A 22855-nucleotide genomic window follows, 5' to 3' on the forward strand; every position below is an offset into this window, starting at 1 on the left:
GTGAACCTGCGCACGTACGCGGGGCCGGAGGGGCGTTTCTGCCCGGCGGCGGTGTACGAGTTCGTGAAGAACGACGATGGCAGCGATCGCCTGGTGATCAACGCGCAGAACTGCGTGCACTGCAAGACCTGCGACATCAAGGACCCGACGCAGAACATCGTGTGGGTCACGCCGGAAGGCGGCGGCGGGCCGAATTACCCGAACATGTAACGCAACGCATCCTTGCGCCCGCGGGCGCGAACGAACCGGAGTGAAACGATGAGCAATGCAGCGAAAGAAGTCGTGGTGGTGAGCGGTGTCCGTACCGCGATCGGTGATTTCGGCGGCAGCCTGAAGGATTTCTCGCCGACCGATCTCGGGGCGAAGGTGGTCGCGGAAGTGCTGTCGCGCGCGAACGTGCCGGGCGATGCGGTCGGCCATGTCGTGTTCGGCCACGTCGTGAACACCGAGCCGAAGGACATGTATCTCGCGCGCGTCGCGGCGATCAATGGCGGTGTCGCGCAGCACGCGCCGGCGCTGACCGTGAACCGCCTGTGCGGCTCGGGCCTGCAGGCGATCGTGTCGGCTGCGCAGACGATCATGCTCGGCGATGCCGACGTCGCGATCGGTGGTGGTTCGGAAAGCATGAGCCGCGCGCCGTACACGGTGCCGGCCGCGCGCTTCGGCCAGCGCATGGGTGACGGCAAGCTCGTCGACATGATGCTCGGCGCGCTGCACGACCCGTTCCAGACGATCCACATGGGCGTGACGGCCGAGAACGTCGCACGCAAGTACGACATCTCGCGCGACGCACAGGATGCGCTGGCGCTCGAATCGCATCGTCGCGCGGCGCGCGCGATCGCGGAAGGGCGCTTCAAGGATCAGATCCTGCCGATCTCGATCCGCACGAAGAAGGGCGAGGTCGCGTTCGACACCGACGAGCACGTGCGTCAAGACGCAAGCGCGGACGATTTCACGAAACTCAAGCCGGTGTTCGCGAAGGAAAACGGCACCGTGACGGCCGGCAACGCATCGGGCATCAACGATGCGGCGGCAGCCGTGCTGATGATGAGCGCGGACGTTGCGCGCGCCCAGGGCGTGAAGCCGCTCGCACGCCTCGTCGCGTATGCGCACGCGGGTGTCGATCCGGCGTACATGGGCATCGGCCCGGTGCCGGCCACGCAGAAGGCACTCGAACGCGCGGGCCTGAAGATCACCGATCTCGACGTGATCGAAGCAAACGAAGCGTTCGCCGCACAGGCCTGCGCCGTCACGCAGGAGCTGGGCCTCGATCCGGCGAAGGTCAACCCGAACGGTTCGGGCATCTCGCTCGGTCACCCGATCGGTGCGACCGGCGCGCTGATCACGGTCAAGGCGCTGTACGAGCTGAAGCGCATCGGCGGGCGTTACGCGCTCGTGACGATGTGTATCGGCGGCGGCCAGGGGATTGCTGCGATCTTCGAGAACATCTGATAATCGACCGTTCAGCACCCGAACACACAGGAAATTTCATGGCCATCGAAATCGTCGGCGTCGTGGGCGCCGGAACCATGGGTAACGGCATTGCGCAAACGGCTGCCGTTGCGGGACTCAACGTCGTGATGATCGACGTCAGCGACGCCGCGCTCGACAAGGGCCTCGCCACGCTGAAGGGCAGCCTGGAGCGGCTCGTGTCGAAGGAGAAGCTCGACGCGGCCGCACGCGATGCGGCGCTCGCGCGCATCACGACGTCGACCGACTACGCGAAGCTCGCATCGGTCGACATCGTGATCGAAGCGGCGACCGAGAACGTCGAGCTGAAGGGCCGCATCCTGAAGCAGATCGAGGCCGTCGCGCGCCCCGACGCGATCATCGCGACCAACACGTCGTCGATCTCGATCACCGCGCTCGCGGCGCTGCTCGCGGAGCCGTCGCGTTTCCTCGGCATGCACTTCTTCAACCCGGTGCCGCTGATGCCGCTCGTCGAGATCATCCGCGGGCTGCAGACGAGCGATGCGACCGCGTCGGCCGTGCGCGCACTGACCGAGCGTTTCGACAAGTCGCCGATCGGCGTGCGCAATTCGCCGGGCTTCGTCGTGAACCGGATCCTGGTGCCGATGATCAACGAAGCGTTCTTCGTGCTGGCCGAAGGCATCGCATCGGCGGAGGAGATCGACGCGGGGATGAAGCTCGGCGCGAACCACCCGATCGGGCCGCTCGCGCTGGCCGACCTCGTCGGCCTCGACGTGTGCCTCGCCGTGATGGACGTGTTCGTGAAGGACTTCGGCGATCCCAAGTATCGCGCGTGCCCGCTGCTGCGCGAGATGGTGTCGGCCGGGCGGCTCGGGCGCAAGACCGGGCGCGGCGTGTACGACTACGGCAAGTAAGCGGCACGTCCTGCCACTTCACGCGGCCGCCTTCGGGCGGCCGCGTGCATTGTGCGGCGCGATTATGCGTCGAGCACCGACAGGTCGCGCGGCAGCGCGCGCTTGAACATCGCGAGGATCTGCCGCGCCGCCTTCGGCGGCAACGTGATCGCGTGGCGCACGGCCGCCGCGATCTGGATCATCATCAGCTCGGCGAATGCGCTGCGTTGCGCACGTGTCGTGTCGGGCGCCACGTCTCCCAGCGCATCCGCGAACAGCCCGGCCAGGAATTCGCCGTCCGCCCGGTCGAGATCCTGCAGCGCGCGGTCGGCCTGCGTCGCGCGCCAGATGTCGCGCATCAGCGGCGCGTCGACGAACATCCGGTAGTAGCTGTCCGTGATGCGGGCGAGCGTGGCGTGCAGGTCGTCGAGCGTCTTCATCGCGGCGAGGTCGCGCCGCACGCAGTCGTGCCCGACCGCGTTGTAGCGCTCCGCGAGCGTGCCGATCACGGCCGCCTTGTCCGGAAAGTACTGATACAGCGAACCGAACGAGATGCCCGTGCGCTCGACGATGTCGCTCATCCGGAATGCGTCGCAGCCCTTCTCGATCATCACTTCCGACGCACACGCAAGGATGCGCTCGAACCGCTCGCGGCTGCGCTGTTGCGTCGGCACCAGCCGTGCGCGCGCCGGCGCGTCCGCCGCCGCCGCGTCGGGCTCGTCGTTCTGCCCCGATTTTTGTCGGCCCATGCCGCCTCCGGAAAAACTTGACGTTGCTAATGCGAGAGTCTATCGTGTTTTTGAAACGCGAGACATTCTCGTATTTTCGTCAAAGGAGACGCACATGTCGGCACTTCCCATCCTCATCGTCGGCGGTTCGGGCAAGACGGGCGCCCGCGTCGATGCGCGGCTGCGTGCACGCGGCCTCGCGACGCGCCCGGTGTCGCGCACGTCGGCCGTCCGCTTCGACTGGACGGCGCCCGCGACCTGGCCCGCCGCGCTCGACGGCGTGTCGGCCGCGTATGTGACCTACCAGCCCGACTTGTCCGTTGACGGCGCCGTGGAAGCGATCGCGGCCTTTGCGCGGCTTGCACGGGAAAGCGGTGTCGAGCGCGTGGTGCTGCTGTCCGGGCGCGGCGAGCCCGGCGCACTGGCGGCCGAGGCCGCGCTGCAGGCGTCGGGCGTGGGCTGGGGTGTCGTGCGCGCCAGCTGGTTCAACCAGAACTTCTCCGAGGGCTATCTGCTCGACAGCGTGCTGGCCGGCGAAGTCGCGCTGCCGGCAGGCGCGGTGCGCGAGCCGTTCGTCGATACGGACGACCTCGCGGACGTGGCCGTGGCCGCGCTCACCGATGCGCGGTTCGCGGACCGCGTGATCGAAGTCACGGGCCCGCGCGCGCTGACGTTCGCTGAAGCAGTCGGCGAAATCGCGCGGGCTGCCGGCCGGCCCGTTGCTTATCGCGAGATTCCACCCGATGCGTTCGTCGCCGGGCTGCGCGAGGCCGGGGTGCCGGAGCCGGTCGTCGAACTGCTCGACGATCTGTTCCGCGTGGTGCTCGACGGGCGCAACAGCGCGGTGGCGTACGGCATCGAACAGACGCTCGGGCGGCCGGCGCGCGATTTCGCCGACTATGCGCGAGCGACGGCCGCCACCGGCGTGTGGAGCGCCTGACCATGATCGCGTTCATGACTGCCGCATTGCTGTGGGGTTCGGCCATCGGTTGCGGGCTGATGGCCGGCGTGTACTTCGCGTTCTCGACGTTCGTGATGACGTCGCTCGGACGGATCGCGCCGCAGGCCGGCACGGCCGCGATGAATGCGATCAACGTCGACATCGTGCGTTCGCCGTTCATGCCGCTGTTCCTCGGCACGACGCTGATGGCGCTCGCGCTCGTCGTGATCGCGCTGTTCAATCGCGACCAGCCGGGCGCGATGGCGGCGGTCGCGGGCGGCGTGCTGTACGTGTTCGGCATGTTCGCGGTGACGATGGCCGTCAACGTGCCGCTCAACGATGCGCTTGCCGCGGCCGATCCGGCGACCGCGCAAGGCGTGGCGCTGTGGACGCGCTACGTGCACGACTGGACGATGTGGAATCACGTGCGCACGGTCGCGTCGGCGGCTGCGTGCGCGTGCTTCATCGCGGGAATCGCGGCGCGGTAGCGTGGCTGCTACGCGTAGAACGCCGACGGCGACATGCCGAAATGCCGCTTGAACATCGCGGAGAACGCACTCTGGCTGCTGTAGCCGTGATCCATCGCAACGGTCAGCACTTTCTCGCCGTGCGCAAGACGCTTGAGCGCGAGCAGCAGCCGCGCCTGCTCGCGCCAGCGGCGGAAGCTGAGCCCCGTCTCGCGCCGGAACGCGCGATGCAGCGTGCGCACCGACAGGCCGAGCTTGTCGGCCCACTCGGCGATCGTGCACAGGTCGTCGGGCGTGGTGACGAGCGTATCGCAGATCGTCCGCAGGCGCGCATCGTGCGGCCACGGCAGGTACAGCGGCAGCAGCGGCGCGACCGTCACCTCGGCCAGCAGCAGGTGCATCAGGTGATCGTGGCGCGAGCCGGGCGCATAGTCGAGCGGCACGTCGACCGCGGCGAGGATCAGCTCGCGCAGCAGCGGATGCACTTCCACCGCGCAACTGCGCGCAGGCAGGTGCTCGACCGCGCCCGGTTCGACGAATACGGTGCGCATCTGCACGTCGCCGCTCATCTGCACCGTATGGTCGAGGCCGGCTTCGAGCCACACGCCGCGCGTCGGCGGCACGACCCACGACGCGCCTTCGGACTGCACGTGCATCACGCCCTCGATCGCATAGAGGAGCTGCGCGCGGCGATGGCTGTGCGTCGGGATCAACGTGCCGTGCACGTACGCGGCCGCCATCGCGGCCACGGGCATCGGCGTCGATTCGTAGCGCAGGTGCGCGAAGGGCTGGGTGGACTCGATTGTCCGATTGGCGATAAGTCCTGACATTTTGGCGTGAGACAGGCAGTTGGGCGGACGGGCACGATGGCGTTCCGATTCACGCCAGATCCCCTGTCAGGATATTAATCCGTCAAACGCGATGAACAAGTCTCCTTTTCTGTTTCCCTTCTGCGCGATCGCGCTGTGGGCCGGCAACGTCGTGGTGTCGAAGCTGTCGGCGTCGACGATCGACCCGTCGGCCATCACGTTCTACCGGCTGCTGCTCGCCGTCGCGCTGATGAGCGTCTTCACGCTGGCCCCCGCGTGGCGCAACCGCGCGAGTCTCGTCGCGCACTTGCCGAAGCTCGCGGTGCTCGGCTTTCTCGCGATGGCGCTGTTCCAGAGCCTGTCCTACGAGGCCGCGAAGACGACCAGCGCGACCAACATGGCGATCATCACCGCGCTCGTGCCGCTGATGACGATGGTGCTCAGCTCGCTGCTGCTCGGCGATCCGCCGGGCGCGGGCATGATCGGCGGCGGGGTGCTGTCGCTCGCGGGTGTCGTCTACCTGATCGCAGAAGGGCACCCGACGGCGATCGCCGCGCGCGGCGTGCATGCGGGCGACCTGCTGATGCTGGCCGCGTCGGCCGCGTACGCGCTTTACGGCGTGTTGCTCAAGCGCTGGCGCATCGGCGCGCTGCCGGCATGGCAGTCGACCTACGTGCAGGCGCTGGCCGCGCTCGTGTTCATGGTGCCGATGCTGCTGCGGTTGCCCGCGCAGGCCGCGTGGCCGACGCGCGCGAGCGTGCCGCTGATCCTGTACGCCGGCGTGCTGGCGTCGGTGGTGCTGCCCTATCTGTGGATGCAGGGCGTGCGGCTGCTCGGCCCGAGCCGCTGCGCGATGTTCATGAACCTGCTGCCCGTGATGACGGCCGGCGGCGCGATCGTGTTGCTCGGCGAATCGCTGCGGCTGTATCACCTGATCGGCGGCGTCGTCGCGCTTGTCGGCGTGGCGATCGCGCAGCGGTTCCCGTTCCATGCAGGTGCGTCGCAAGGCGCCCGCCAATGAGCGCCGGTTTCGACGTGCAGGACCTGATCGCCGCGCTGCCGGACGGCCATGCACCGGTTGCCGATCCGTCGCTTGCGCGCCACCTCGAACGTATCGCGACCGCGCTCGAAGCGATGGCGGGCACCGGGCGGCAGGCGGCCGTCGATTTCGATGCGGCCGTCGCGTTTCGCTGGCGCGGTTTCGGCGCAGGCGATCGATCGGCGCCGCTCGAGCCGATCGCCACGCCCGCGCTCGTCGCGTTTGACGCGCTGCGCAACGTCGGCCGGCAGGCGGCGATCGTCGAACGGAACACGCGGCAGTTCGTGCGCGGGTTCGCGGCCAATCACGTGCTGCTGACCGGCGCGCGCGGCACCGGCAAGTCGTCGATCGTGAAGGCGTGCTTGCACGCGTTCGCGGCGCACGGGCTGAGGCTGATCGAGGTCAGCAAGGAAGGGCTGAACGATCTGCCGGCGATCGTCGAGTTGGTGCGCACACGGCCCGAGCGCTACATCGTGTTCTGCGACGACCTGTCGTTCGAGGCCGGCGAGACCGGCTACAAGGGGCTCAAGACGGTGCTCGACGGCTCGGTTGCGAGCGACCTGTCGAACGTGCTGGTGTACGCGACGTCCAATCGCCGCCACCTGATGCCCGAGCAGGCGAGCGACAACGCGAACGTGACGCGCGCGGAGAACGGCGAGCTGCATCCGGGCGATGCGGTCGAGGAGCGGATCTCGCTGTCCGAGCGCTTCGGGATCTGGGTCACGTTCTACGGCTTCACGCAGGACGAGTATCTGGCCGTCGTCGAGAGCCATCTCGGCGCGGCCGGGTTCGATGACGGGCAGATCCGTGCGGCGCGCGAGCCGGCGCTGCAATGGGCGCTCGAACGCGGTGCGCGCTCGGGGCGGATTGCGGTGCAGTTCGCGCGCGATTACGCGGGGCGGCTGGCGGACGAAGGCGGCGCGGACGAAGGCGCGCCCGGGCGCCGAACCGGCTGAGCGCCGCGTTACAGCAACCGCTCGGACAGCACACGGAACGCGACGTTGGGCACAACGAAGCACATCGGTTCGCCGGTGGCGCCGATGCGTGCGAGGAAATCGCCGCCGCCCGCGGGCCCGGTCGTCGTCAGCGGCCGGACCGCGTCGACGCGGATCGGCAGGTCGATCGACGCGCAGGCAAGACGGTCGCAGTCCTGGACATGCGCGATCGCCGCATGCTGCAGCGCCAGGTACGCGACGGCCGCGCGCCAGTCGTCGAAGAACGGCGCGAAGGCGGCGGGCAGCGTCCGGTCGTCCGACGCTTCGGCCGTGCAGCGGAAGTCGGGCGCACTCCCGCCACCGCCGGCCAGCACCGTGTCGTAGCGTCCGGCGTGGGCCGCATGCGTGAAGCGCCGCGCGAGATGGGACGGCAACGCATCGCTGAAGAGCCGGCTGCCGAGCGCATAGAGCGGGTGGTCGAATACGTTCTTCACGAACAGCACGGTGCGCTCGGCCGGCATCCCGTCCGGCAGCGCGTCGACGTAGAGCCGCCAGTTGCTCTGCAGCGGCGACGGAAACACGCGCCGCAGCGGGCCGGCGAGACGCGGGCCGAAGTGCCGGTGCGCATAGGTGAGCGTCGTGAACAGCGTGCGGCCGTCGCGGCTCGCAAGCGTGACGCCGCGCGGCACGAGGTGCGCGACGGCGGCGACCTCGACGACCCATGTGCAATACACGACGTTCTCGACGTCGCTCGCGAGCTGCAGGAACGGCAGCCGCGACAGCAGCGCGCGGCGTGCGCGCAGCAGCGGGCCGCTCCCGACGATCCGGTTGGCGAGCCGGCCGGCGATGCCGGCGGACGGGTAAACGAAGGTGTTGTCGTAGCGCATGGGCGGCATTGTGCCGGCGTTGCGGCATGAGCGGAAGACGGTGCGCGACGGCGCCCGGGTATTGTGGGATTCGTGAGGGGCAGGCATATTATCCGGGCGATCGGGGCCGGACCGTGCCGGATCGCGCCGGAGATCAAGAACAGAACACGCACGCACCAATCCACGGGGTTTGCATCATGACCGACTCTTTCGATCGCAGGCGCTTCCTCAAGACGGCATTCGGCTCGGCAATCGGCCTCGGCGGCCTCGGTATGCTGCAGGCGTGCGGCGGCGATTCGGTGTCGCCGGATCCGCTCGCGCCGGTGCCCGATGCACAGGTCGCGGCGGCCGTCGCACGGCTCGACCCGCTCGTGAGCGCGCTGCTCGGCAGCTCGGGCGTGCCCGGCATCGCGGTGTCCGTCGTGCACGGCGGGAAGACGCTGTTCGCGAAGGGCTACGGCGTGTGCAGCACGGCCACCGGCCAGCCCGTCGACGCCGATACGATCTTTCAGCTTGCGTCGGTCTCGAAGTCGATCGGTGCGACGGTCGTCGCGTCGCAGGTCGGCAAGGGCGTCGCGCGTTGGGATACGCGGATGCAGCAGCTGATGCCATCGTTCGCGCTGTCCGATCCGGCGGTCACGCAGTCGCTGACGGTCGCCGACCTGTATGCGCACCGTTCGGGGCTGCCGGAGCATGTCGGCGATCAGCTCGAGGAACTCGGGTTCGACCAGGCGACCGTATTCAACCGGTTGCGCGAGATCCCGCTCGTCGGCTACCGAAGCCATTATGCGTATACGAACATCGGCCTGACCGCCGCGGCGATCGGCGTCGCGAATGCGGCGGGCATCGACTGGGCGACGCTGTCGGAGCAGGCCGTTTATGCGCCGCTCGGGATGACGCGCACGAGCTCGCGATACGCGGACTACCAGGCGAGCGCGAACCATGCGGTGGGGCACGTGCCCGTCAACGGCGTGTTCGTGCCGGTCGCGGCGCCGCGCGATGCCGACCTGCAATCGCCGGCGGGCGGCGCGAGCTCGTCGGTCAACGATCTCGCGCGATGGATGGCGATGGTGCTGGCCGGCGGCCGCGCCGGCGCGACGCAACTGATCCCCGCCGCCGCGCTGTCGCCGGCGCTGTCGCCGCAAATCCAGATCCGCCCGGCGAGCGCGGACGGTGCCGCCGCGTACTACGGCTTCGGCTTCAACGTCGGCACGACCGCCGACGGCGGGCGGCCGATGGTCAGCCACTCCGGCGGCTTCCTGCTGGGCGCCGGTACCTTCTTCGTGCTCGTGCCGTCGCTCGACATCGGCATTGCCGTGCTGACCAACACCTGGCCGGTCGGCGTGGCGGAGGCGATCGGTTTCGCCTTCCTCGACCTGGTCCAGTACGGTGCGCAGCAGCGGGACTGGGCGGCCTTCGCGAAGGAGCAGACGGCCCCGCTGACCGCGCCGGCCGGTTCGCTGGCCGGTGCCGCCGCTCCCGTGTCGCCGGCGCCGCCGCAAGCGTTGGCCGCCTATGCGGGCACCTACGGCAACGACTACTACGGGCCGATGACGGTGAGCGTGGTCAACAACGCGCTGGTGCTGACGATCGGTGCCGGCAACGTGCCGTTCGCGTGCGCGCATTGGGACGGCGATACGTTCGCGATCAGCCCGTCGGGTGAAATGGCGCCGCCCGGGTCGAAATACGCGCTCACGTTCGCCGGTACGCCGCCGACGCGCGTGACTGCCGAACTGTTCAGCGACGGCGGGCTGAACGTCTTTACCCGCTGACGCCAGCGGCGGTTCAGTCAGCGGCGCGACATCCGCGAGCGTTGCATCGCCGTGGCCGAACCCGGTCGACGTCTTCACGAACGCCGAGCCGAGATCGCGGCACATCCCGCATGCGCGGATTGTCTCGTCGTCGGTCAGCCGCCCCGTATCGAGGGTCTCTTGAGCGGCACCGCGCCGCATGCGCGGTGTACGCCCGCGATGTCGGCCGTCACGTCGTCGGCGCGGCCGCGCTTCAACTCGCCGACGTCGATCGTCATGTCGAACTCTCCGGCATCCGCGGCGGTGGCTTCCAATATCTCATTGGGGGGACGGTCCCTCGTCGATCCTGGCCGGTGCGGCAAGTCGCGGATCCAGCACGACGGGCAACGCCCCGGCTTCTCCGGCACGCGTTCTTGAAATTGTTGCGAGCGGGTCGGTAACGCGTCATGTCGTCGGGTAAACACTGGACCGGAGTGCTTGACTTCGATTTTGACGCTGTTAAGCTTAATTCATCAGCATACTGATTAATTGAGGCAAGCAGATGAGTTACAGATTCGCGGCGAAGCGGGCCGACCTGGTGGAAGACGAACCGCTTCCGGTGACGATCGGCGACGAGCGGATTGCGTTGTATCTGCTCGACGGGAACGTTCACGCGACGCACAACGTGTGCACGCATCAGTTCGCGCTGTTGAGCGACGGCTACATGGAAGACGGGTGTATCGAATGTCCGCTTCACCAGGGCCGTTTCGACATTCGCACGGGCGCCGCAGTGTGCGCGCCGGCAACGGCGCCGGTACGCGTGTACGACGTCCGGCTCGAAGGCGATTCGATCATGGTGGATCTATGAACGCGTCGACGGTCGATGCACGGCACGCGTCGCAGACGATCCTGATCGTCGGGGCAGGGCAGGCCGGCGGGCGCGCGGCCGAGGCGCTGCGCGCACGGGGGTTCGGGGGCCGCATCGTGCTCGCGGGCGATGAACCTGCGCGCCCTTATGAGCGGCCGCCGCTGTCGAAGGACGTGCTGCTTGCCCGCGACGATGCGGATTGCTTCACCGGCTGGCTGCATCCGGCGTCGTTTTATCAGGATTCGCGCATCGAATGGCGCGACGATTGCGTCGAGCGGCTCGATCTTGCGAATCGGGTTGCCGCGTTCCGCGACGGACCGTCGATCCGCTTCGATCAGTGCCTGTTGACGACGGGCGGACGTGCCCGGCACTGGCCGGGCCTGCGCGAAGGGCGGCACGTGTACTCGTTGCGGACGCTGGCGGATGCGATGCGTTTGCGTGAACGGCTTGCCACCGCGCAATCGGTGGCGGTGATCGGCGGCGGGTTCCTCGGTCTCGAATTCGCGGCCAGCGCGCGCAAGCGGGGTCTCGACGTGACGATCTTCGAATCGGCGTCGCGGCTGCTGGCGCGGGCGGTGCCGGCGGCATTTGCCGCGCGGCTGCGCGACAAGCACGAGACGCATGGCGTGCGGTTCGTCTTCGATGCGTGCGGATTGCGCGTCGACGATTCGGGGCCGGGTGTTCGCCTCGAAACGGAAAGCGGCAGCGCCGGTTTCGATTTCTGTGTCGTTGCGATCGGGCAGACGCCGAACGACGATCTCGCGCGCCGGTCGGGCATTGAAACCGACAACGGCATCGTGGTCGACGCGTACTGCCGTACCTCGGCGCCCGGCATCTATGCGGCGGGCGATTGCGCGAACTTTCCGTTCGGCGCGACGGGTCAGCGACTGCGTCTCGAGTCCTGGCAGAACGCGCAGGAACAGGCGATCGTCGCGGCGGCCAACATGACGGGCGAACAGCTGGCCTATCGACCCACGCCGTGGTTCTGGACCGATCAGTACGACTGGAACATCCAGATGCTCGGCATGCCGGACAGTGCGATCGAGTGCTGGGTCGAGCGGCCGTCGCCGGACGGGAAGGCCTTGTCGATCGGACTGCGCGGCGGCGCGATCGTGTATGCACTGGCGATCAACCAGGGAGGCGAACTGCGTGCATTGCGCCGCTTGCTCGAGCGCGGGACGCCGGTCGACCCGGCCGCACTGGCGGACCCGTCGGTCAAGTTGCGGCAGCTGGACCAGCGGGCAGCGTAGTCATCAATTCGGGCGCAGCGGCTGCGCCCCAGCGGAGAACAACGTGTATTCGTGCGACACCATCATCGGCGGCGGAACGCCGCAGGCAAAAAACCTTCCGGTCGAAGCGCTCGCGTGGCCCGACGAAGGCCTTCAGGCGATTCCCGACTGGGTTTATACCAGCGACGCCGTCTATGCGCGGGAGGTCGAGCGGATCTTCCACGGCCGGACCTGGAACTTCGTCGCGCTCGAAGCCGAGGTGCCGAACGCCGGCGACTACAAGCGTTCGTACGTCGGGCCGACGCCGGTCGTCGTATCGCGCGCCGAAGACGGGTCGATCAACGTGTTCGAGAACCGGTGCGCACATCGCGGCGCGGAATTTTGCCGGCACAGCCGCGGCAACAACGCGGAGTTCGTCTGTCCGTATCACCAATGGTCGTACGACCTGAAAGGCAACCTGCAAGGCATTCCGTTCAAGCGCGGGGTGAACAAGCTCGGCGGCATGCCGAAGGATTTCCGCAACGACGCGCACGGGCTGCGCAAGCTTGCGGTCGCGACGCGGAACGGCGTCGTGTTCGCATCGTTCGTGCACGACATGGAGCCGCTCGAGGATTACCTGACGCCGGAGATCCTCACCGATTTCGATACGGTGTTCAACGGCAAGCGGCTGCGCATTCTCGGCTTCTACAAGAACGAGTTGCCGTGCAACTGGAAGATGTACCACGAGAACCTGAAGGATCCGTATCACGCGACGTTGCTGCATTCGTTCCTCGTGGTGTTCGGCCTGCTGGTGGCGGGCAACCGTTCCGCGATGATCGCCGATGGCAAGTACGGGATTCACGGCACGATGGCGTCGGCCAAGAGCGACGATCTCTACGCGCAGGTCGACGAGGACAAGAAGAAGGAGATGCGGTCGTTCCACGAAGGGATGGTGCTGCGTGACGAGCGCTTCCTCGAATTCGTCAAGGAGTTCGATTCCGAATGGTCGGTGACGATGCAGACGATCTGGCCGAACCTGGTCGTGCAGCGCGAAATGAACACGCTGGGCGTGCGCCACATCGTGCCGAATGGGCCGAACAGCATGATCATGCTGTGGACGATGTTCGGCTACGAGGACGACAGCGACGACATGGTTCGCCACCGCCTGCGCCAGGGCAACCTGATGGGGCCGGCGGGCTTTCTCGGGCTGGAGGACAACGAGGCGATGAAGTTCGTCCAGGAGGGCGTGCGGCGCTCCGTGACCGACCGCAGCGTGATCCGGCTCGACGGCGACAAGATCGGTACCGCGGACAACCTGATCTCGGAGGCGGCGATTCGCGCCATGTACAAACACTATCGGGAAGTGATGGGGTTCTGATGCTGAAAGGATTCGACAAAAAGCCGGTCGCGCACGGGGATGCGATCGCGGCCCGCATGGCGGTCGAGGCATTTCACGCCGAGTATTGCGCTGCGCTCGACGACGGCGAGCTGGAGCGCTGGCCCGAGTTCTTTGCCGAGCAGTGCGTGTATCGCGTGACCGAATACGAGAATGCGGAACGCGGGTTGCCGGTCGGGCTCGTCTATGCGGAAGGCCGCGACATGCTGCGCGATCGCGCGGTCGCGATCTCGCGCACGCAGATGTTCGCGCCGCGCCGCGTGCTGCATCTGGTCACGAACGTGCGGATTCTCGACGCGAACGACGAGGAGATCGTCGCGCAAAGCAATTACGTCCTGCTGCAGACGCTGGTTGAAGGCGCGACAACGGTTCATCAGGCGGGCCGCCTGTACGACCGCTTCGCACGCAACGGCAGCAGCCTGCTGCTGAAGGAGCGGCAGGCCGTGTACGACACGGCGCTGATCGCGAACGATCTCGCGTATCCGGTCTGATGGCGAGCGCGCAAACGAGCGGGCGTCCGTTGCGGGCGGCCCGGGAGGACAGCATATGAACGAAGCACCGAACACGGAGGCGCCGGTCGATACCGGCGGCGTCGGCGCGCGCGTGCGACGCCGGGAGGACGAGCGGCACCTGAACGGGAAGGGGCGGTTCGTCGCGGATTACACGTTTCCCGACCTGCAGGAAGTGGCGTTCCTGCGCAGTCCGCTTGCGCATGCGATCGTTCGTCGCATCGGCAAGCCCGAACGGCATGCGGCCCAGGTGATCGTGCGGGACGACATGGCAGGCGCGACGGATATCGTCGCCGATTCGAGCCTGCCGAGCTACCAGTCGTCCGCGCATCCGCCGCTGGCGTCGGGCAAGGTCCGCTTCGTCGGCGAGCCGGTCGCCATGTGCTTCGCGGCAACGCGTGCGGAAGCGGAAGACATCGCCGAGGAAATCGAGCTGGATCTCGACGAATTGCCGGCGTTCGCGAATGCGTTTTCCGCGCGGGAGCGCACCGACACGCGCGTGCACGATCACTGGCCCGACAACCTGTTTCTCGATCTGAAGGCCGATGTCGACTTCGACGCGCACGCGCAGCGTGCGACCGTCGTCGTGAAGCAGAAGGTGGATCTGGCGCGTCAGTGCATGGTGCCGATGGAAGGCAAGGCCGCGCTCGCATACTGGGACCACACGCAGGCGCAGCTCGTCGTGATCACGTCGACGCAGGTGCCGCACATGATCCGCACGATCCTTGCGCAGTGCCTCGGGCTCGACCAGGCACAGGTGCGCGTCATCTCGCCCGACGTCGGCGGCGCATTCGGCTACAAGTGCGTGCTGCAGCAGGAGGAGCTGTGCGTCGCGTGGCTCGCGCTGACGTACAAGCGGCCGTTCCGGTTCATCGAGGACCGGCGCGAACACCTGATCGCGGGCGCGAATACGCGGCAGCACCATTACGAACTGACGGCCTATGCGGACGATCGCGGCCGCCTGCTGGCGCTCGATGCTCAACTGCTGATCGACGGTGGCGCCTATTCGGCGTGGCCGTTCACGATCGGCCTCGAGGCCGGGCAAGCGCTCGGCAACCTGCCCGGGCCGTACGATTTCCGCGGCTACCGGTGCCGTACGCAATGCGCGGCGACCAACAAGCCCGGCTTCCTGCCGTATCGCGGCGTCGCGCGAACGGGCGTGTGCTTCGCGATCGAACTGACGATGGACGCGATCGCGCGCGCGGTCGGACGCGAGGCGTGGGAGGTGCGTCACGACAACCTGGTGCGCGGTGCCGACATGCCGTACACGAACGTCGTGAAGAAGCACTATGACAGCGGGGATTTCCAGGCAAGCCTGAAGCAGGCCGTCGAGCAGATCGACGTGTCGCGCTGGCGGCAGCGCCAGGCGCTGGGCGAGCCCGACGGCCGGTTGATCGGCGTCGGCTTCGCCACCTTCACCGAGCAATCCGCACACGGCACGTCGGTGTTCGCGTCGTGGGGGCTGCCCGTCGTACCGGGCTACGATCTTGCCACCGCGCGCATCACGGCCGACGGCGGCATCGAACTGCGCGCGGGCATCCATTCGCACGGGCAGGGCATGGAGACGACGCTCGCGCAGATCGCGAGCGAGGTGCTCGGCGTGCCGGTGCAGAAGATCCGGCTGGTGCACGGCGATACGGCGCTCACGCCGTATTCGACCGGCACCTATGCATCGCGCAGCATCGTGATGGCGGGCGGCGCCGTCGCCGCGGCCTGTCGCGAACTGGTCCCGCGGCTGGTCCGGATCGGCGCGCACCTGCTGAACGAAGCGGAAAGCGCGGTGCGATTCGACGCGGGGCGCGTCGTGGGCGCGAGCGGCAGCGTCACGCTCGCGGACGTCGCCGCGGCCTGGTATCTGCGGCCGGACACGTTGCCGAAGGGCGTCGACCTGGCCGGCCTGGAAACGACGCAAGGCTTCAAGCCGGCGGTCGACACGGGTGCATTCAGCTACGCGACCCATGCGGCGGTCGTGGCGGTCGATACGCAAACGGGGCAGGTCGAGATCCTCGATTACGTGATCGTCGAAGACTGCGGCACGATGATCAATCCGATGGTGGTCGAAGGACAGACGATCGGCGGGACGGCACAGGGAATCGGCACCGCGTTCTACGAAGAGACGCTCTACGACGACAATGCGCAGCCGCTGACGTCGACGCTGGCCGACTACATGTTGCCGGGGCCGACTGAGCTGCCGTCGCTGCGGATCCATCACATGGAAACGCCGTCGCCGTACACGGCGTTCGGTGCGAAAGGCGTCGGCGAAGGTGGTGCGATCGCGCCGCCGGCCGCGCTTTTCAATGCGGTCAACGATGCGCTTCGGCCGCTCGGCGCGCGGGTATCGGAAACGCCGCTGACGCCGCGCCGGCTGCTGCAGGCGATCGAGGCGGCGAAAGGCGGCCACGCCGCGGGCACGCATTCCGCGGTCGCGGCAGGGGAGGCAATCCGATGAAGGCCGCCGCATTCGAATACGTGGCGTGTGCGTCGATCGCCGATGCGCTGGACGAACTGCAACGGGGCAACGGAAGCGCCAAGCCGATGGCCGGCAGCCAGTCGATGGGGCCGATGCTGAATCTGCGGCTGGCGCGGCCGGCACGCGTGATCGACGTGTCGCGCATCGATGCCTTGCGCCAGGTCAGCGCAGCGGGCAGCGACATCCGGATCGGCGCGGCCGTCACGCACGCGGAAATCGAGGACGGCAAGCATCCGCTGCTGCGCGGCGGCATGCTGCAGGTTGTCGCGTCGGGTATCGCGTACCGCGCGATCCGCAATCGCGGCACGATCGGCGGCAGCCTCGCGCATGCCGATCCGGCGGCCGACTGGCCGCTGGCGCTGAGCGCGCTCGATGCGCGGCTCGAACTGACCGGGCCGTCGGGTGTCCGGCAGGTTCGCGCGGCCGTGTTCATGCTCGGCGCATTTACGACGCAACTGGCGGACGGCGAGCTGATTTCCGCGGTGCTCGTGCCCAGAACGAGCGACGCCGTGCGCTGGGGCTACTACAAGCTGTGCCGCAAGACCGGTGAATTCGCGCACGCGAGCGCGGCGGCCGTCTTCGACGCGGAAACGGGCCTGGCGCGCGTGGTGGCCGGTGCGCTGGACGGCCCGCCCGCCGCGCTCGATGCGCTGGCAGCGGAGATCGCCCGCCACGGGCCGGCTGCGGCGACGCAGGCGGCGATCGCCGACGCGGTCGCGACCGTGATGCCCAACGCCGATGCGATCGATCGCGGCATGCACGAGGCGGCGGTCGAACGCTGTCTTGCCGCCGTGTTCGGCCGGTAGGCCGTTTTTGACAGGAAGATTTCATGTCTGCCATCGAACTGACGATCAACGACAAACCCGTCCGCAACGAAGTCGCGCCACGCGTGCATCTCGGCGATTTCCTGCGCGATACCCATCACCTGACCGGCACGCACCTCGGCTGCGAGCACGGCGTATGCGGCGCGTGCACGGTGCTGTGCGACGGCGAACCGGTGCGCGCGTGCATCACGTTCGCGGTCGCGTGCGATCGACGTGAGGTCCGGACCATCGAGGGATTCGACGACGACGAACTGATGACGCGGCTGCGCCGCGCGTTCTCGCAGCATCACGCGTTGCAATGCGGCTACTGTACGCCCGGGATGCTCATCACTGCGCGCGATATCGTGCAGCGCTTGCCGGACGCGGACGAGGCACGCATCCGGCTCGAACTGTCGGGCAATCTGTGTCGCTGCACCGGGTACATGGGCATCGTTGCAGCGATTCGCTGGGTGCTCGACGACCTGAGACGCAATCCGCTCGTGCAGCCGGTGCCGTCGGCGTTGCCGGCGGTCACCGGGCCCGCCGGGCGCACCGAGCGCACCGGCGCGACGGCCGGATTCACGACGTTCGATGCGAAGCGTGCCGAACCGGTGCCGGGCGCCGCGACGCCGCCCGTCCGCCCGGTGCAGGTGGCGGAGCCGTCCGCCACCGTGCCGTCTGCCGCCGACCGCAAGGGCTGGACCGCGATCGACGACAGCTTCATCGTGCCGTTCCCGCTCGAGCGCGTATGGGCGTTCATGGGCGATCTGCCGTCGGTGACCGCGTGCCTGCCGGGCGCGGAACTCGTCGAGCACGACGCGGAGAAGGTCAAGGGCCGCATCGCGATCAAGTTCGGACCGATGTCCGCGAACTTCGCGGGCTCGGCCCGGCTGGAGCGCGACGACGCGAACCATCGCGCGGTGATGCGTGGTGCCGGCCAGGACAATATCAGCCGGTCGCGCGCGAACGGCGACGTCACGTATGCGCTGACGCCCGAGCAAGACGGTGCGCAAACGCGTGTCGCGGTGACGCTCGAATACATGCTGCAGGGGCCGCTCGCGCAGTTTTCGCGATCGGGGCTCGTCAAGGATTTCGTGCGGCGGATGATCGCCGATTTCGGGGCACGCATCACCGCGCAGCTCGGCGGCGACGCCGCACCCGCGGCCGGGCCGGCGACGTCGAAGTTCAACGTCGGCGCGATGATCTGGAGCGTCTTCTGGGGGCGCATCAAGCGCCTGTTCGGAGGACGCTGAGCAGGGCAGGCCGTGGACGGCATCGTCCGCGATATCCCGCCAAAATTGTCAGTATGCTGAATATATGGAGCATGAAGTGACCGACCGTATCCGCAAGATCGCGCTGGAAGAACATTTTTCGACGCCCGGGTTCCACGCGTACTCGAAGAGTTTTACGCAACACATCGCGCCGGCGGTGCTGGCCGACCTCGGCGCGCGGCTGGCCGATTTCGACGTGCTTCGGCTCGCCGAGATGGACCGGGCGGGCATCGACTACACGATCCTGTCGCAGACCGGCCCGAGCGTGCAGGGCGAGCGCGACGCCGCAGTCGCGGTGGCGCGTGCGCGGGAGAGCAACGATTTCCTGGCTGCACAGATCGCGCGGCATCCGTCGCGCTTCGGCGGATTCGCGACGCTGGCGATGCAGTCGCCGGATGCCGCGATCGACGAACTGACGCGCACCGTCACGACGCTCGGCTTCAAGGGCGCGCTGGTGAACGGGCACACGTTCGGCGCGTATTACGACGAGCGTGCGTACGACCCGTTCTGGGCGTGCCTGCAGGCGCTCGACGTGCCGCTGTACCTGCATCCGGCCGACGCGTACGTGACGCCGCGCGTGTTCGACGGACATCCGGAACTGGCGGGCGCCGCATGGGGGTGGGGAGTCGAAACGGGCACCCATGCGCTGCGGCTGCTGTTCGGCGGCGTGTTCGACCGTTTCCCGGGCGTCAAGGTGATCCTCGGGCACATGGGCGAGGGCCTGCCGTTCCTGCGCTGGCGCTTCGACAGCCGCTTCGCCGTCTATTCGCACGGCGTGAGGCTTGAACGCCAGCCTTCCGACTATTTCGGCCGAAACATCCTGATCACGACGTCGGGCGTGTGTTCGGCGCCCGCGCTGATCGGTGCGATCGGCGAAATGGGGGCCGACGCGGTGATGTTTTCGGTCGACTACCCGTACGAGTCGACGGCCGTCGCGGCCGACTTCATCGAGCAGGCGCCGCTCGACGACGCAACACGGCAGCGCGTCTGTCACGGCAATGCGGCGCGCATTTTCAGGCTTTGACGCCGGGGTCCGGCGTCACGACACCCTTCCCCGTAGAAACAGGAACCTGCAATGAGCAAGCAATTTCGTATCGGCCAGATCGTGCCGAGCTCCAATACGACGATGGAAACCGAGATCCCGGCGATGCTGCGGCTGCGCGAAACGATCCGCCCCGAACGCTTCACGTTTCATTCGAGCCGGATGCGGATGAAGAAGGTCGTCAAGGAAGAGCTCGCGGCGATGGATGCCGAATCCGACCGCTGCGCGATGGAGCTGAGCGATGCGCGCGTCGACGTGCTCGGCTACGCGTGCCTCGTCGCGATCATGGCGATGGGCCACGGCTACCACCGCGTGTCGCAGGCGCGCCTGACGAAGCACACGGCCGACAACGGCGCGCAGGCGCCCGTGCTGACGAGCGCGGGCGCGCTCGTCGACGCGCTGAAGGTGATCGGCGCGAAGCGCATCGTTGTCGTCGCGCCGTACATGCTGCCGCTCACCGAACTCGTGGTCGACTACATCCGCAACGAAGGCTTCGACGTGCTCGCCTATCGCGCGCTGGAGATCCCCGACAACCTCGACGTCGGCCGCCACGATCCGGCGCGCCTGCCCGGCATCGTGAAGACGCTGCCGTACCAGGATGCCGATGCGATCGTGCTGTCCGCGTGCGTGCAGATGCCGTCGCTGCCGGCCGTCGCGCAGGTCGAGGCGATGACGGGCAAGCCGGTCATCACGGCCGCGATCGCGACCGCCTACGCGATGCTGCGCGAGCTCGATCTCGAGCCCGTCGTGCCGGGCGCCGGCGCACTGTTGTCCGGCGCGTACTGACGAAGCGGAGTGTGTTCATGAGCGATCGTTCCACTTTCATGTACGGCGGCAACGTTCACGCGAACGGCATCCGCCAGCATTACCTGCGCTACGGCGGCCGGCAGGCGCCGCGTGCCGGCCGCGATCCGGTCGTCATCGTGCCGGGCATCACGAGCCCGGCGGCGACCTGGGGCTTCGTCGGCGAGCATCTCGGCACGAGCTGCGACACCTATGTTCTCGACGTGCGCGGGCGCGGGCTGTCGTCGGCGTCCGATACGCTCGACTACAGTCTCGATGCCCAGGCGCGCGACCTCGTGGCGTTTGCCGACGCGCTCGGCCTCGAGCACTACAGCGTCGTCGGGCATTCGATGGGGGCGCGCATCGCGGTGCGTGCCGCGGCGGCGAAGCCTGCCGGCATGGCGCGCATCGTACTGGTCGACCCGCCGGTATCGGGGCCGGGGCGTCGCCCCTATCCGTCTGCGCTTCCGTGGTACATCGATTCGATGCGCATGGCGCGCGACGGTGCCGGCTACGCAGCCATGCGCGAATTCTGTCCGACCTGGACCGACGAGCAATTGCGGCTGCGCGCCGAATGGCTGCACACGTGCGACGAGCGCGCGGTGCGGGCCAGCTTCGACGGCTTCCATACCGACGACATCCATCGCGACCTGCCGTCGATCGACATCCCGGTGATGCTGATGACGGCCGGGCGCGGCGATGTCGTCCGGCAGGCCGACGTGGACGAGATCCAGCGCCTCGTTCCGCATCTCGTCCACGCCCATGTCGCGGATGCCGGCCACATGATCCCGTGGGACGACGAAGCCGGCTTCTATCGGGCCTTCGGCGGATTTCTCGGCGTGCCGCTGCCGTTCGCTATCGCGACCGGGCGCTGAGCCACGACACACGTTCAAAGGAACCCATCATGCCCGTAAGCGATTTCCAGATGGTCGACGCGTGGAAGCAGGTCCTGACGTTGTCGCGCCTCGAACCCGGCCAGACCGTCACGATCCTGACGAGCTCGGCCACCCACCCGCAAACCCTCAGTACCGCATCGATCGCGGCCCAGTCGATGGGCGCGGTGGTGAACCGGCTGGACCTGCCGCCCGTCAACGGCGAGAAGTCGCTGAGCCGCGATTCGCTCGCGTATCTCGGCACGACGCCGCTGACCGGCAACCGGGCGGCGATTGCGGCGCTCAAGGCGAGCGATCTCGTGCTCGACCTGATGACGCTGCTGTTTTCGCCCGAGCAGCTCGACATCCTGAAGGGCGGCACGAAGATCCTGCTCGCGGTCGAGCCTCCCGAAGTGCTGACGCGTCTCGTGCCAACCCAGGAAGACCGCACCCGCGTGCTGGCCGCCCGCGCGCGCATCGCGTGCGCGAAGGAGATGCGCGTGGTGTCGGCGGCCGGCACGGATCTGCGCTGCCCGATCGGCGAGTTCGACGCGATTGCCGAATACGGTTTCGTCGACGAACCGGGGCGCTGGGATCATTGGCCGAGCGGTTTCGCGCTGACGTTCCCCGACGAAGGGCGCGCGTGCGGACGTATCGTGATCGATCGCGGCGACATCCTGCTTCCGCAGAAGTGCTACGTCCGGGAGCCGATCGTCCTCACCGTCGAGGCCGGCTTTGCGACGCGCATCGAAGGGGGAATCGATGCGCAGCTGCTGTCCGAATACATGGCGACGTTCGACGATCGCGAAGCGTATGCGATCTCGCATATCGGCTGGGGGCTGCAACCGCGGGCGCACTGGGCGACGCTCGGCCTGTACGACCGCGAGGCCACCATCGGCATGGATGCCCGCGCGTTCGAAGGCAATTTCCTGTTCTCGCTCGGACCGAACAACGAAGGCGGCGGCCAGCGCACCACGACCTGTCACATCGACATCCCGTTGCGCCACTGCGACGTCTTCCTCGACGGGGAAGCCGTGGTGCGCAATGGCAAAGTCGTTTGAGGAGACCGCACATGACACATGACCTCGATACCTATCGCCGCCAGCGCTTCGGTGCGGCACTCGAACCGGTCGCGCCGGTCGGCCTGCTGATCGTCGACTTCGTGAACGGCTTCGCCGATCCGGACGTGTTCGGCGGCGGCAATATCGCGCAGGCGATCGAACGGTCCGTGCCGCTTCTCGCAGCCGCCCGCGCGCGCGGCTGGCCGATCGCCCATACGCGCATCGTGTTTGCCGACGACGATGCCGACGAGAACCTCTTCACGACCAAGGTGCCCGGGTTGCTCGCGCTGAAGGAGCACGCGCACAACAGCGCGATCGTGCCGGAACTGACGCCGTGGGCGGGCGAACTCGTGGTGCGCAAGACGGGCCCGTCGGCGTTCTTCGGCACGCCGCTCGCGGCCTGGCTCGCGCAGCGCGGCGTGCGCACGCTTGCGGTGGCCGGCGCCGTCACGAGCGGATGCGTGCGGGCGAGCGTGGTCGACGCGATGCAGTACGGCTTCCGCCCGTTCGTGCTCGCCGATTGCGTCGGCGATCGCGCGCTTGCCCCGCACGATGCGAATCTTTTCGACATGGCGCAGAAGTACGCAGCCGTCATGGCGCGCGACGAAGCGCTCGCGTGCCTGGACGAGGCGACGTGACCGCACGCGGTATCCGCTCCGCACGGGACGGGTACCGCGCTCGATCGAACGTGACGCAAAGGCTGTCGCTGAAGCGATCGGCCGGATAAAAGAATC

The 22855-nt window shown here is 67.9% G+C and carries 23 protein-coding genes and 1 pseudogene; 20 read left to right on the top strand and 4 right to left on the bottom strand.

Features of this window, described 5'->3' with window-relative positions; all coding sequences use genetic code 11:
- The 3 genes from BLA15945_RS29225 to BLA15945_RS29235 all read left to right on the top strand — a co-directional run.
- Nucleotides 1-210, top strand: a 210-nt coding sequence (locus BLA15945_RS29225; protein WP_174994024.1) for a 4Fe-4S dicluster domain-containing protein, incomplete at its 5' end; no start/stop codon positions are given.
- Between the two features lie 48 nt (nt 211-258).
- On the top strand, nt 259-1452 hold the full coding sequence (gene bktB / locus BLA15945_RS29230; protein WP_174994025.1) for a beta-ketothiolase BktB: 1194 nt from the start codon (nt 259-261) through the stop codon (nt 1450-1452).
- 38 nt (nt 1453-1490) lie between these two features.
- Nucleotides 1491-2345, top strand: coding sequence for a 3-hydroxybutyryl-CoA dehydrogenase (locus tag BLA15945_RS29235; protein ID WP_059242224.1), 855 nt, complete (start codon nt 1491-1493; stop codon nt 2343-2345).
- 62 nt (nt 2346-2407) lie between these two features.
- Here BLA15945_RS29235 and BLA15945_RS29240 read toward each other — a convergent pair whose 3' ends face one another.
- Nucleotides 2408-3073, bottom strand: coding sequence for a TetR/AcrR family transcriptional regulator (locus BLA15945_RS29240; protein ID WP_059242222.1), 666 nt, complete (start codon nt 3071-3073; stop codon nt 2408-2410).
- A 94-nt stretch (nt 3074-3167) separates the two neighbouring features.
- On the opposite strand from BLA15945_RS29240, the gene BLA15945_RS29245 reads away from it, so the two are divergent.
- Nucleotides 3168-3992: an NmrA family NAD(P)-binding protein gene (locus tag BLA15945_RS29245; protein ID WP_174994026.1), complete on the top strand. Its 825-nt coding sequence runs from the start codon at nt 3168-3170 to the stop codon at nt 3990-3992.
- 2 nt (nt 3993-3994) lie between these two features.
- Complete coding sequence (locus BLA15945_RS29250; RefSeq protein ID WP_174994027.1) at nt 3995-4480, top strand: anthrone oxygenase family protein; 486 nt, start codon at nt 3995-3997, stop codon at nt 4478-4480.
- A gap of 8 nt (nt 4481-4488) precedes the next feature.
- Here the strand turns inward: BLA15945_RS29250 and BLA15945_RS29255 are convergent, their stop codons facing one another.
- The gene (locus BLA15945_RS29255; RefSeq protein ID WP_059242217.1) at nt 4489-5289 is read right to left on the bottom strand and encodes an AraC family transcriptional regulator; all 801 of its coding nucleotides are present in this window, start codon (nt 5287-5289) and stop codon (nt 4489-4491) included.
- Between the two features lie 91 nt (nt 5290-5380).
- Between BLA15945_RS29255 and BLA15945_RS29260 the strand changes: the two genes are divergently transcribed.
- Together BLA15945_RS29260 and BLA15945_RS29265 are read left to right on the top strand one after the other, a co-directional pair.
- The gene (locus BLA15945_RS29260) at nt 5381-6289 is read left to right on the top strand and encodes a DMT family transporter (RefSeq protein ID WP_174994028.1); all 909 of its coding nucleotides are present in this window, start codon (nt 5381-5383) and stop codon (nt 6287-6289) included.
- Complete coding sequence (locus BLA15945_RS29265; protein ID WP_174994029.1) at nt 6286-7263, top strand: ATP-binding protein; 978 nt, start codon at nt 6286-6288, stop codon at nt 7261-7263. Before BLA15945_RS29260 ends, BLA15945_RS29265 begins: the two co-directional genes overlap by 4 nt.
- An 8-nt stretch (nt 7264-7271) precedes the next feature.
- On the opposite strand, the gene BLA15945_RS29270 is transcribed toward BLA15945_RS29265, so the two are convergent.
- On the bottom strand, nt 7272-8138 hold the full coding sequence (locus tag BLA15945_RS29270) for a DUF2071 domain-containing protein (RefSeq protein WP_059242211.1): 867 nt from the start codon (nt 8136-8138) through the stop codon (nt 7272-7274).
- A gap of 167 nt (nt 8139-8305) precedes the next feature.
- Between BLA15945_RS29270 and BLA15945_RS29275 the strand changes: the two genes are divergently transcribed.
- On the top strand, nt 8306-9880 hold the full coding sequence (locus tag BLA15945_RS29275) for a serine hydrolase (protein ID WP_059242209.1): 1575 nt from the start codon (nt 8306-8308) through the stop codon (nt 9878-9880).
- A gap of 24 nt (nt 9881-9904) precedes the next feature.
- On the opposite strand, the pseudogene BLA15945_RS37970 reads toward BLA15945_RS29275, so the two are convergent.
- Nucleotides 9905-10179, bottom strand: a pseudogene (locus BLA15945_RS37970) (deoxyribose-phosphate aldolase); the annotation flags it as partial.
- Between the two features lie 221 nt (nt 10180-10400).
- Here BLA15945_RS37970 and BLA15945_RS29285 point away from each other — a divergent pair.
- From BLA15945_RS29285 to BLA15945_RS29340, 12 genes are all read left to right on the top strand, one after another.
- Complete coding sequence (locus tag BLA15945_RS29285) at nt 10401-10706, top strand: non-heme iron oxygenase ferredoxin subunit (protein WP_059242207.1); 306 nt, start codon at nt 10401-10403, stop codon at nt 10704-10706.
- Nucleotides 10703-11956, top strand: coding sequence for an NAD(P)/FAD-dependent oxidoreductase (locus BLA15945_RS29290; RefSeq protein ID WP_174994030.1), 1254 nt, complete (start codon nt 10703-10705; stop codon nt 11954-11956). The genes BLA15945_RS29285 and BLA15945_RS29290 overlap by 4 nt, the downstream gene beginning before the upstream one ends.
- Nucleotides 11957-11999: 43 nt before the next feature.
- Entirely contained in the window at nt 12000-13292 is a 1293-nt protein-coding gene (locus BLA15945_RS29295) for an aromatic ring-hydroxylating dioxygenase subunit alpha (protein ID WP_174994031.1), read from the top strand.
- Nucleotides 13292-13801, top strand: a complete 510-nt coding sequence (locus BLA15945_RS29300) for an aromatic-ring-hydroxylating dioxygenase subunit beta (protein WP_059242201.1) — start codon at nt 13292-13294, stop codon at nt 13799-13801. Before BLA15945_RS29295 ends, BLA15945_RS29300 begins: the two co-directional genes overlap by 1 nt.
- A 55-nt stretch (nt 13802-13856) precedes the next feature.
- Nucleotides 13857-16268: a xanthine dehydrogenase family protein molybdopterin-binding subunit gene (locus tag BLA15945_RS29305; RefSeq protein WP_174994032.1), complete on the top strand. Its 2412-nt coding sequence runs from the start codon at nt 13857-13859 to the stop codon at nt 16266-16268.
- Complete coding sequence (locus tag BLA15945_RS29310) at nt 16265-17095, top strand: FAD binding domain-containing protein (protein WP_174994033.1); 831 nt, start codon at nt 16265-16267, stop codon at nt 17093-17095. Before BLA15945_RS29305 ends, BLA15945_RS29310 begins: the two co-directional genes overlap by 4 nt.
- 23 nt (nt 17096-17118) lie before the next feature.
- Entirely contained in the window at nt 17119-18345 is a 1227-nt protein-coding gene (locus BLA15945_RS29315) for a xanthine dehydrogenase family Fe-S subunit (RefSeq protein WP_174994034.1), read from the top strand.
- Nucleotides 18346-18409: 64 nt separating this feature from the next.
- Nucleotides 18410-19387 carry an amidohydrolase family protein gene (locus BLA15945_RS29320; protein ID WP_174994035.1) on the top strand — a complete coding sequence of 326 codons (978 nt, stop codon included), beginning with the start codon at nt 18410-18412 and terminating at the stop codon, nt 19385-19387.
- A gap of 51 nt (nt 19388-19438) precedes the next feature.
- Nucleotides 19439-20191: a maleate cis-trans isomerase family protein gene (locus tag BLA15945_RS29325; protein WP_174994036.1), complete on the top strand. Its 753-nt coding sequence runs from the start codon at nt 19439-19441 to the stop codon at nt 20189-20191.
- Between the two features lie 17 nt (nt 20192-20208).
- A complete protein-coding gene (locus BLA15945_RS29330; protein WP_174994037.1) occupies nt 20209-21063 on the top strand; it encodes an alpha/beta fold hydrolase in 855 nt (284 codons plus the stop codon).
- Nucleotides 21064-21092: 29 nt separating this feature from the next.
- On the top strand, nt 21093-22121 hold the full coding sequence (locus BLA15945_RS29335; protein ID WP_059242186.1) for a M29 family metallopeptidase: 1029 nt from the start codon (nt 21093-21095) through the stop codon (nt 22119-22121).
- 11 nt (nt 22122-22132) lie between these two features.
- Nucleotides 22133-22759 (top strand): isochorismatase family protein, encoded by a 627-nt coding sequence (locus tag BLA15945_RS29340; protein ID WP_059242185.1) that lies wholly within the window; start codon nt 22133-22135, stop codon nt 22757-22759.
- The last annotated feature ends 96 nt before the right edge of the window (nt 22760-22855 follow it).

The organism is Burkholderia arboris, assembly GCF_902499125.1.
Classification (GTDB): domain Bacteria; phylum Pseudomonadota; class Gammaproteobacteria; order Burkholderiales; family Burkholderiaceae; genus Burkholderia; species Burkholderia arboris.

Excerpts from the sequence above, each read along its gene's own strand:
- BLA15945_RS29290 (WP_174994030.1), top strand. The coding sequence starts at position 10,703 with ATGAACGCGTCGACGGTCGATGCACGGCACGCGTCGCAGACGATCCTG.
- BLA15945_RS29265 (WP_174994029.1), top strand. The coding sequence starts at position 6,286 with ATGAGCGCCGGTTTCGACGTGCAGGACCTGATCGCCGCGCTGCCGGAC.
- BLA15945_RS29305 (WP_174994032.1), top strand. The coding sequence starts at position 13,857 with ATGAACGAAGCACCGAACACGGAGGCGCCGGTCGATACCGGCGGCGTC.
- BLA15945_RS29310 (WP_174994033.1), top strand. The coding sequence starts at position 16,265 with ATGAAGGCCGCCGCATTCGAATACGTGGCGTGTGCGTCGATCGCCGAT.
- BLA15945_RS29255 (WP_059242217.1), bottom strand. The coding sequence starts at position 5,289 with ATGTCAGGACTTATCGCCAATCGGACAATCGAGTCCACCCAGCCCTTC.
- BLA15945_RS29245 (WP_174994026.1), top strand. The coding sequence starts at position 3,168 with ATGTCGGCACTTCCCATCCTCATCGTCGGCGGTTCGGGCAAGACGGGC.
- BLA15945_RS29240 (WP_059242222.1), bottom strand. The coding sequence starts at position 3,073 with ATGGGCCGACAAAAATCGGGGCAGAACGACGAGCCCGACGCGGCGGCG.
- bktB (WP_174994025.1), top strand. The coding sequence starts at position 259 with ATGAGCAATGCAGCGAAAGAAGTCGTGGTGGTGAGCGGTGTCCGTACC.
- BLA15945_RS29325 (WP_174994036.1), top strand. The coding sequence starts at position 19,439 with ATGAGCAAGCAATTTCGTATCGGCCAGATCGTGCCGAGCTCCAATACG.
- BLA15945_RS29270 (WP_059242211.1), bottom strand. The coding sequence starts at position 8,138 with ATGCCGCCCATGCGCTACGACAACACCTTCGTTTACCCGTCCGCCGGC.
- BLA15945_RS29315 (WP_174994034.1), top strand. The coding sequence starts at position 17,119 with ATGTCTGCCATCGAACTGACGATCAACGACAAACCCGTCCGCAACGAA.
- BLA15945_RS29275 (WP_059242209.1), top strand. The coding sequence starts at position 8,306 with ATGACCGACTCTTTCGATCGCAGGCGCTTCCTCAAGACGGCATTCGGC.
- BLA15945_RS29260 (WP_174994028.1), top strand. The coding sequence starts at position 5,381 with ATGAACAAGTCTCCTTTTCTGTTTCCCTTCTGCGCGATCGCGCTGTGG.
- BLA15945_RS29330 (WP_174994037.1), top strand. The coding sequence starts at position 20,209 with ATGAGCGATCGTTCCACTTTCATGTACGGCGGCAACGTTCACGCGAAC.
- BLA15945_RS29300 (WP_059242201.1), top strand. The coding sequence starts at position 13,292 with ATGCTGAAAGGATTCGACAAAAAGCCGGTCGCGCACGGGGATGCGATC.
- BLA15945_RS29285 (WP_059242207.1), top strand. The coding sequence starts at position 10,401 with ATGAGTTACAGATTCGCGGCGAAGCGGGCCGACCTGGTGGAAGACGAA.
- BLA15945_RS29320 (WP_174994035.1), top strand. The coding sequence starts at position 18,410 with ATGGAGCATGAAGTGACCGACCGTATCCGCAAGATCGCGCTGGAAGAA.
- BLA15945_RS29235 (WP_059242224.1), top strand. The coding sequence starts at position 1,491 with ATGGCCATCGAAATCGTCGGCGTCGTGGGCGCCGGAACCATGGGTAAC.
- BLA15945_RS29250 (WP_174994027.1), top strand. The coding sequence starts at position 3,995 with ATGATCGCGTTCATGACTGCCGCATTGCTGTGGGGTTCGGCCATCGGT.
- BLA15945_RS29340 (WP_059242185.1), top strand. The coding sequence starts at position 22,133 with ATGACACATGACCTCGATACCTATCGCCGCCAGCGCTTCGGTGCGGCA.
- BLA15945_RS29335 (WP_059242186.1), top strand. The coding sequence starts at position 21,093 with ATGCCCGTAAGCGATTTCCAGATGGTCGACGCGTGGAAGCAGGTCCTG.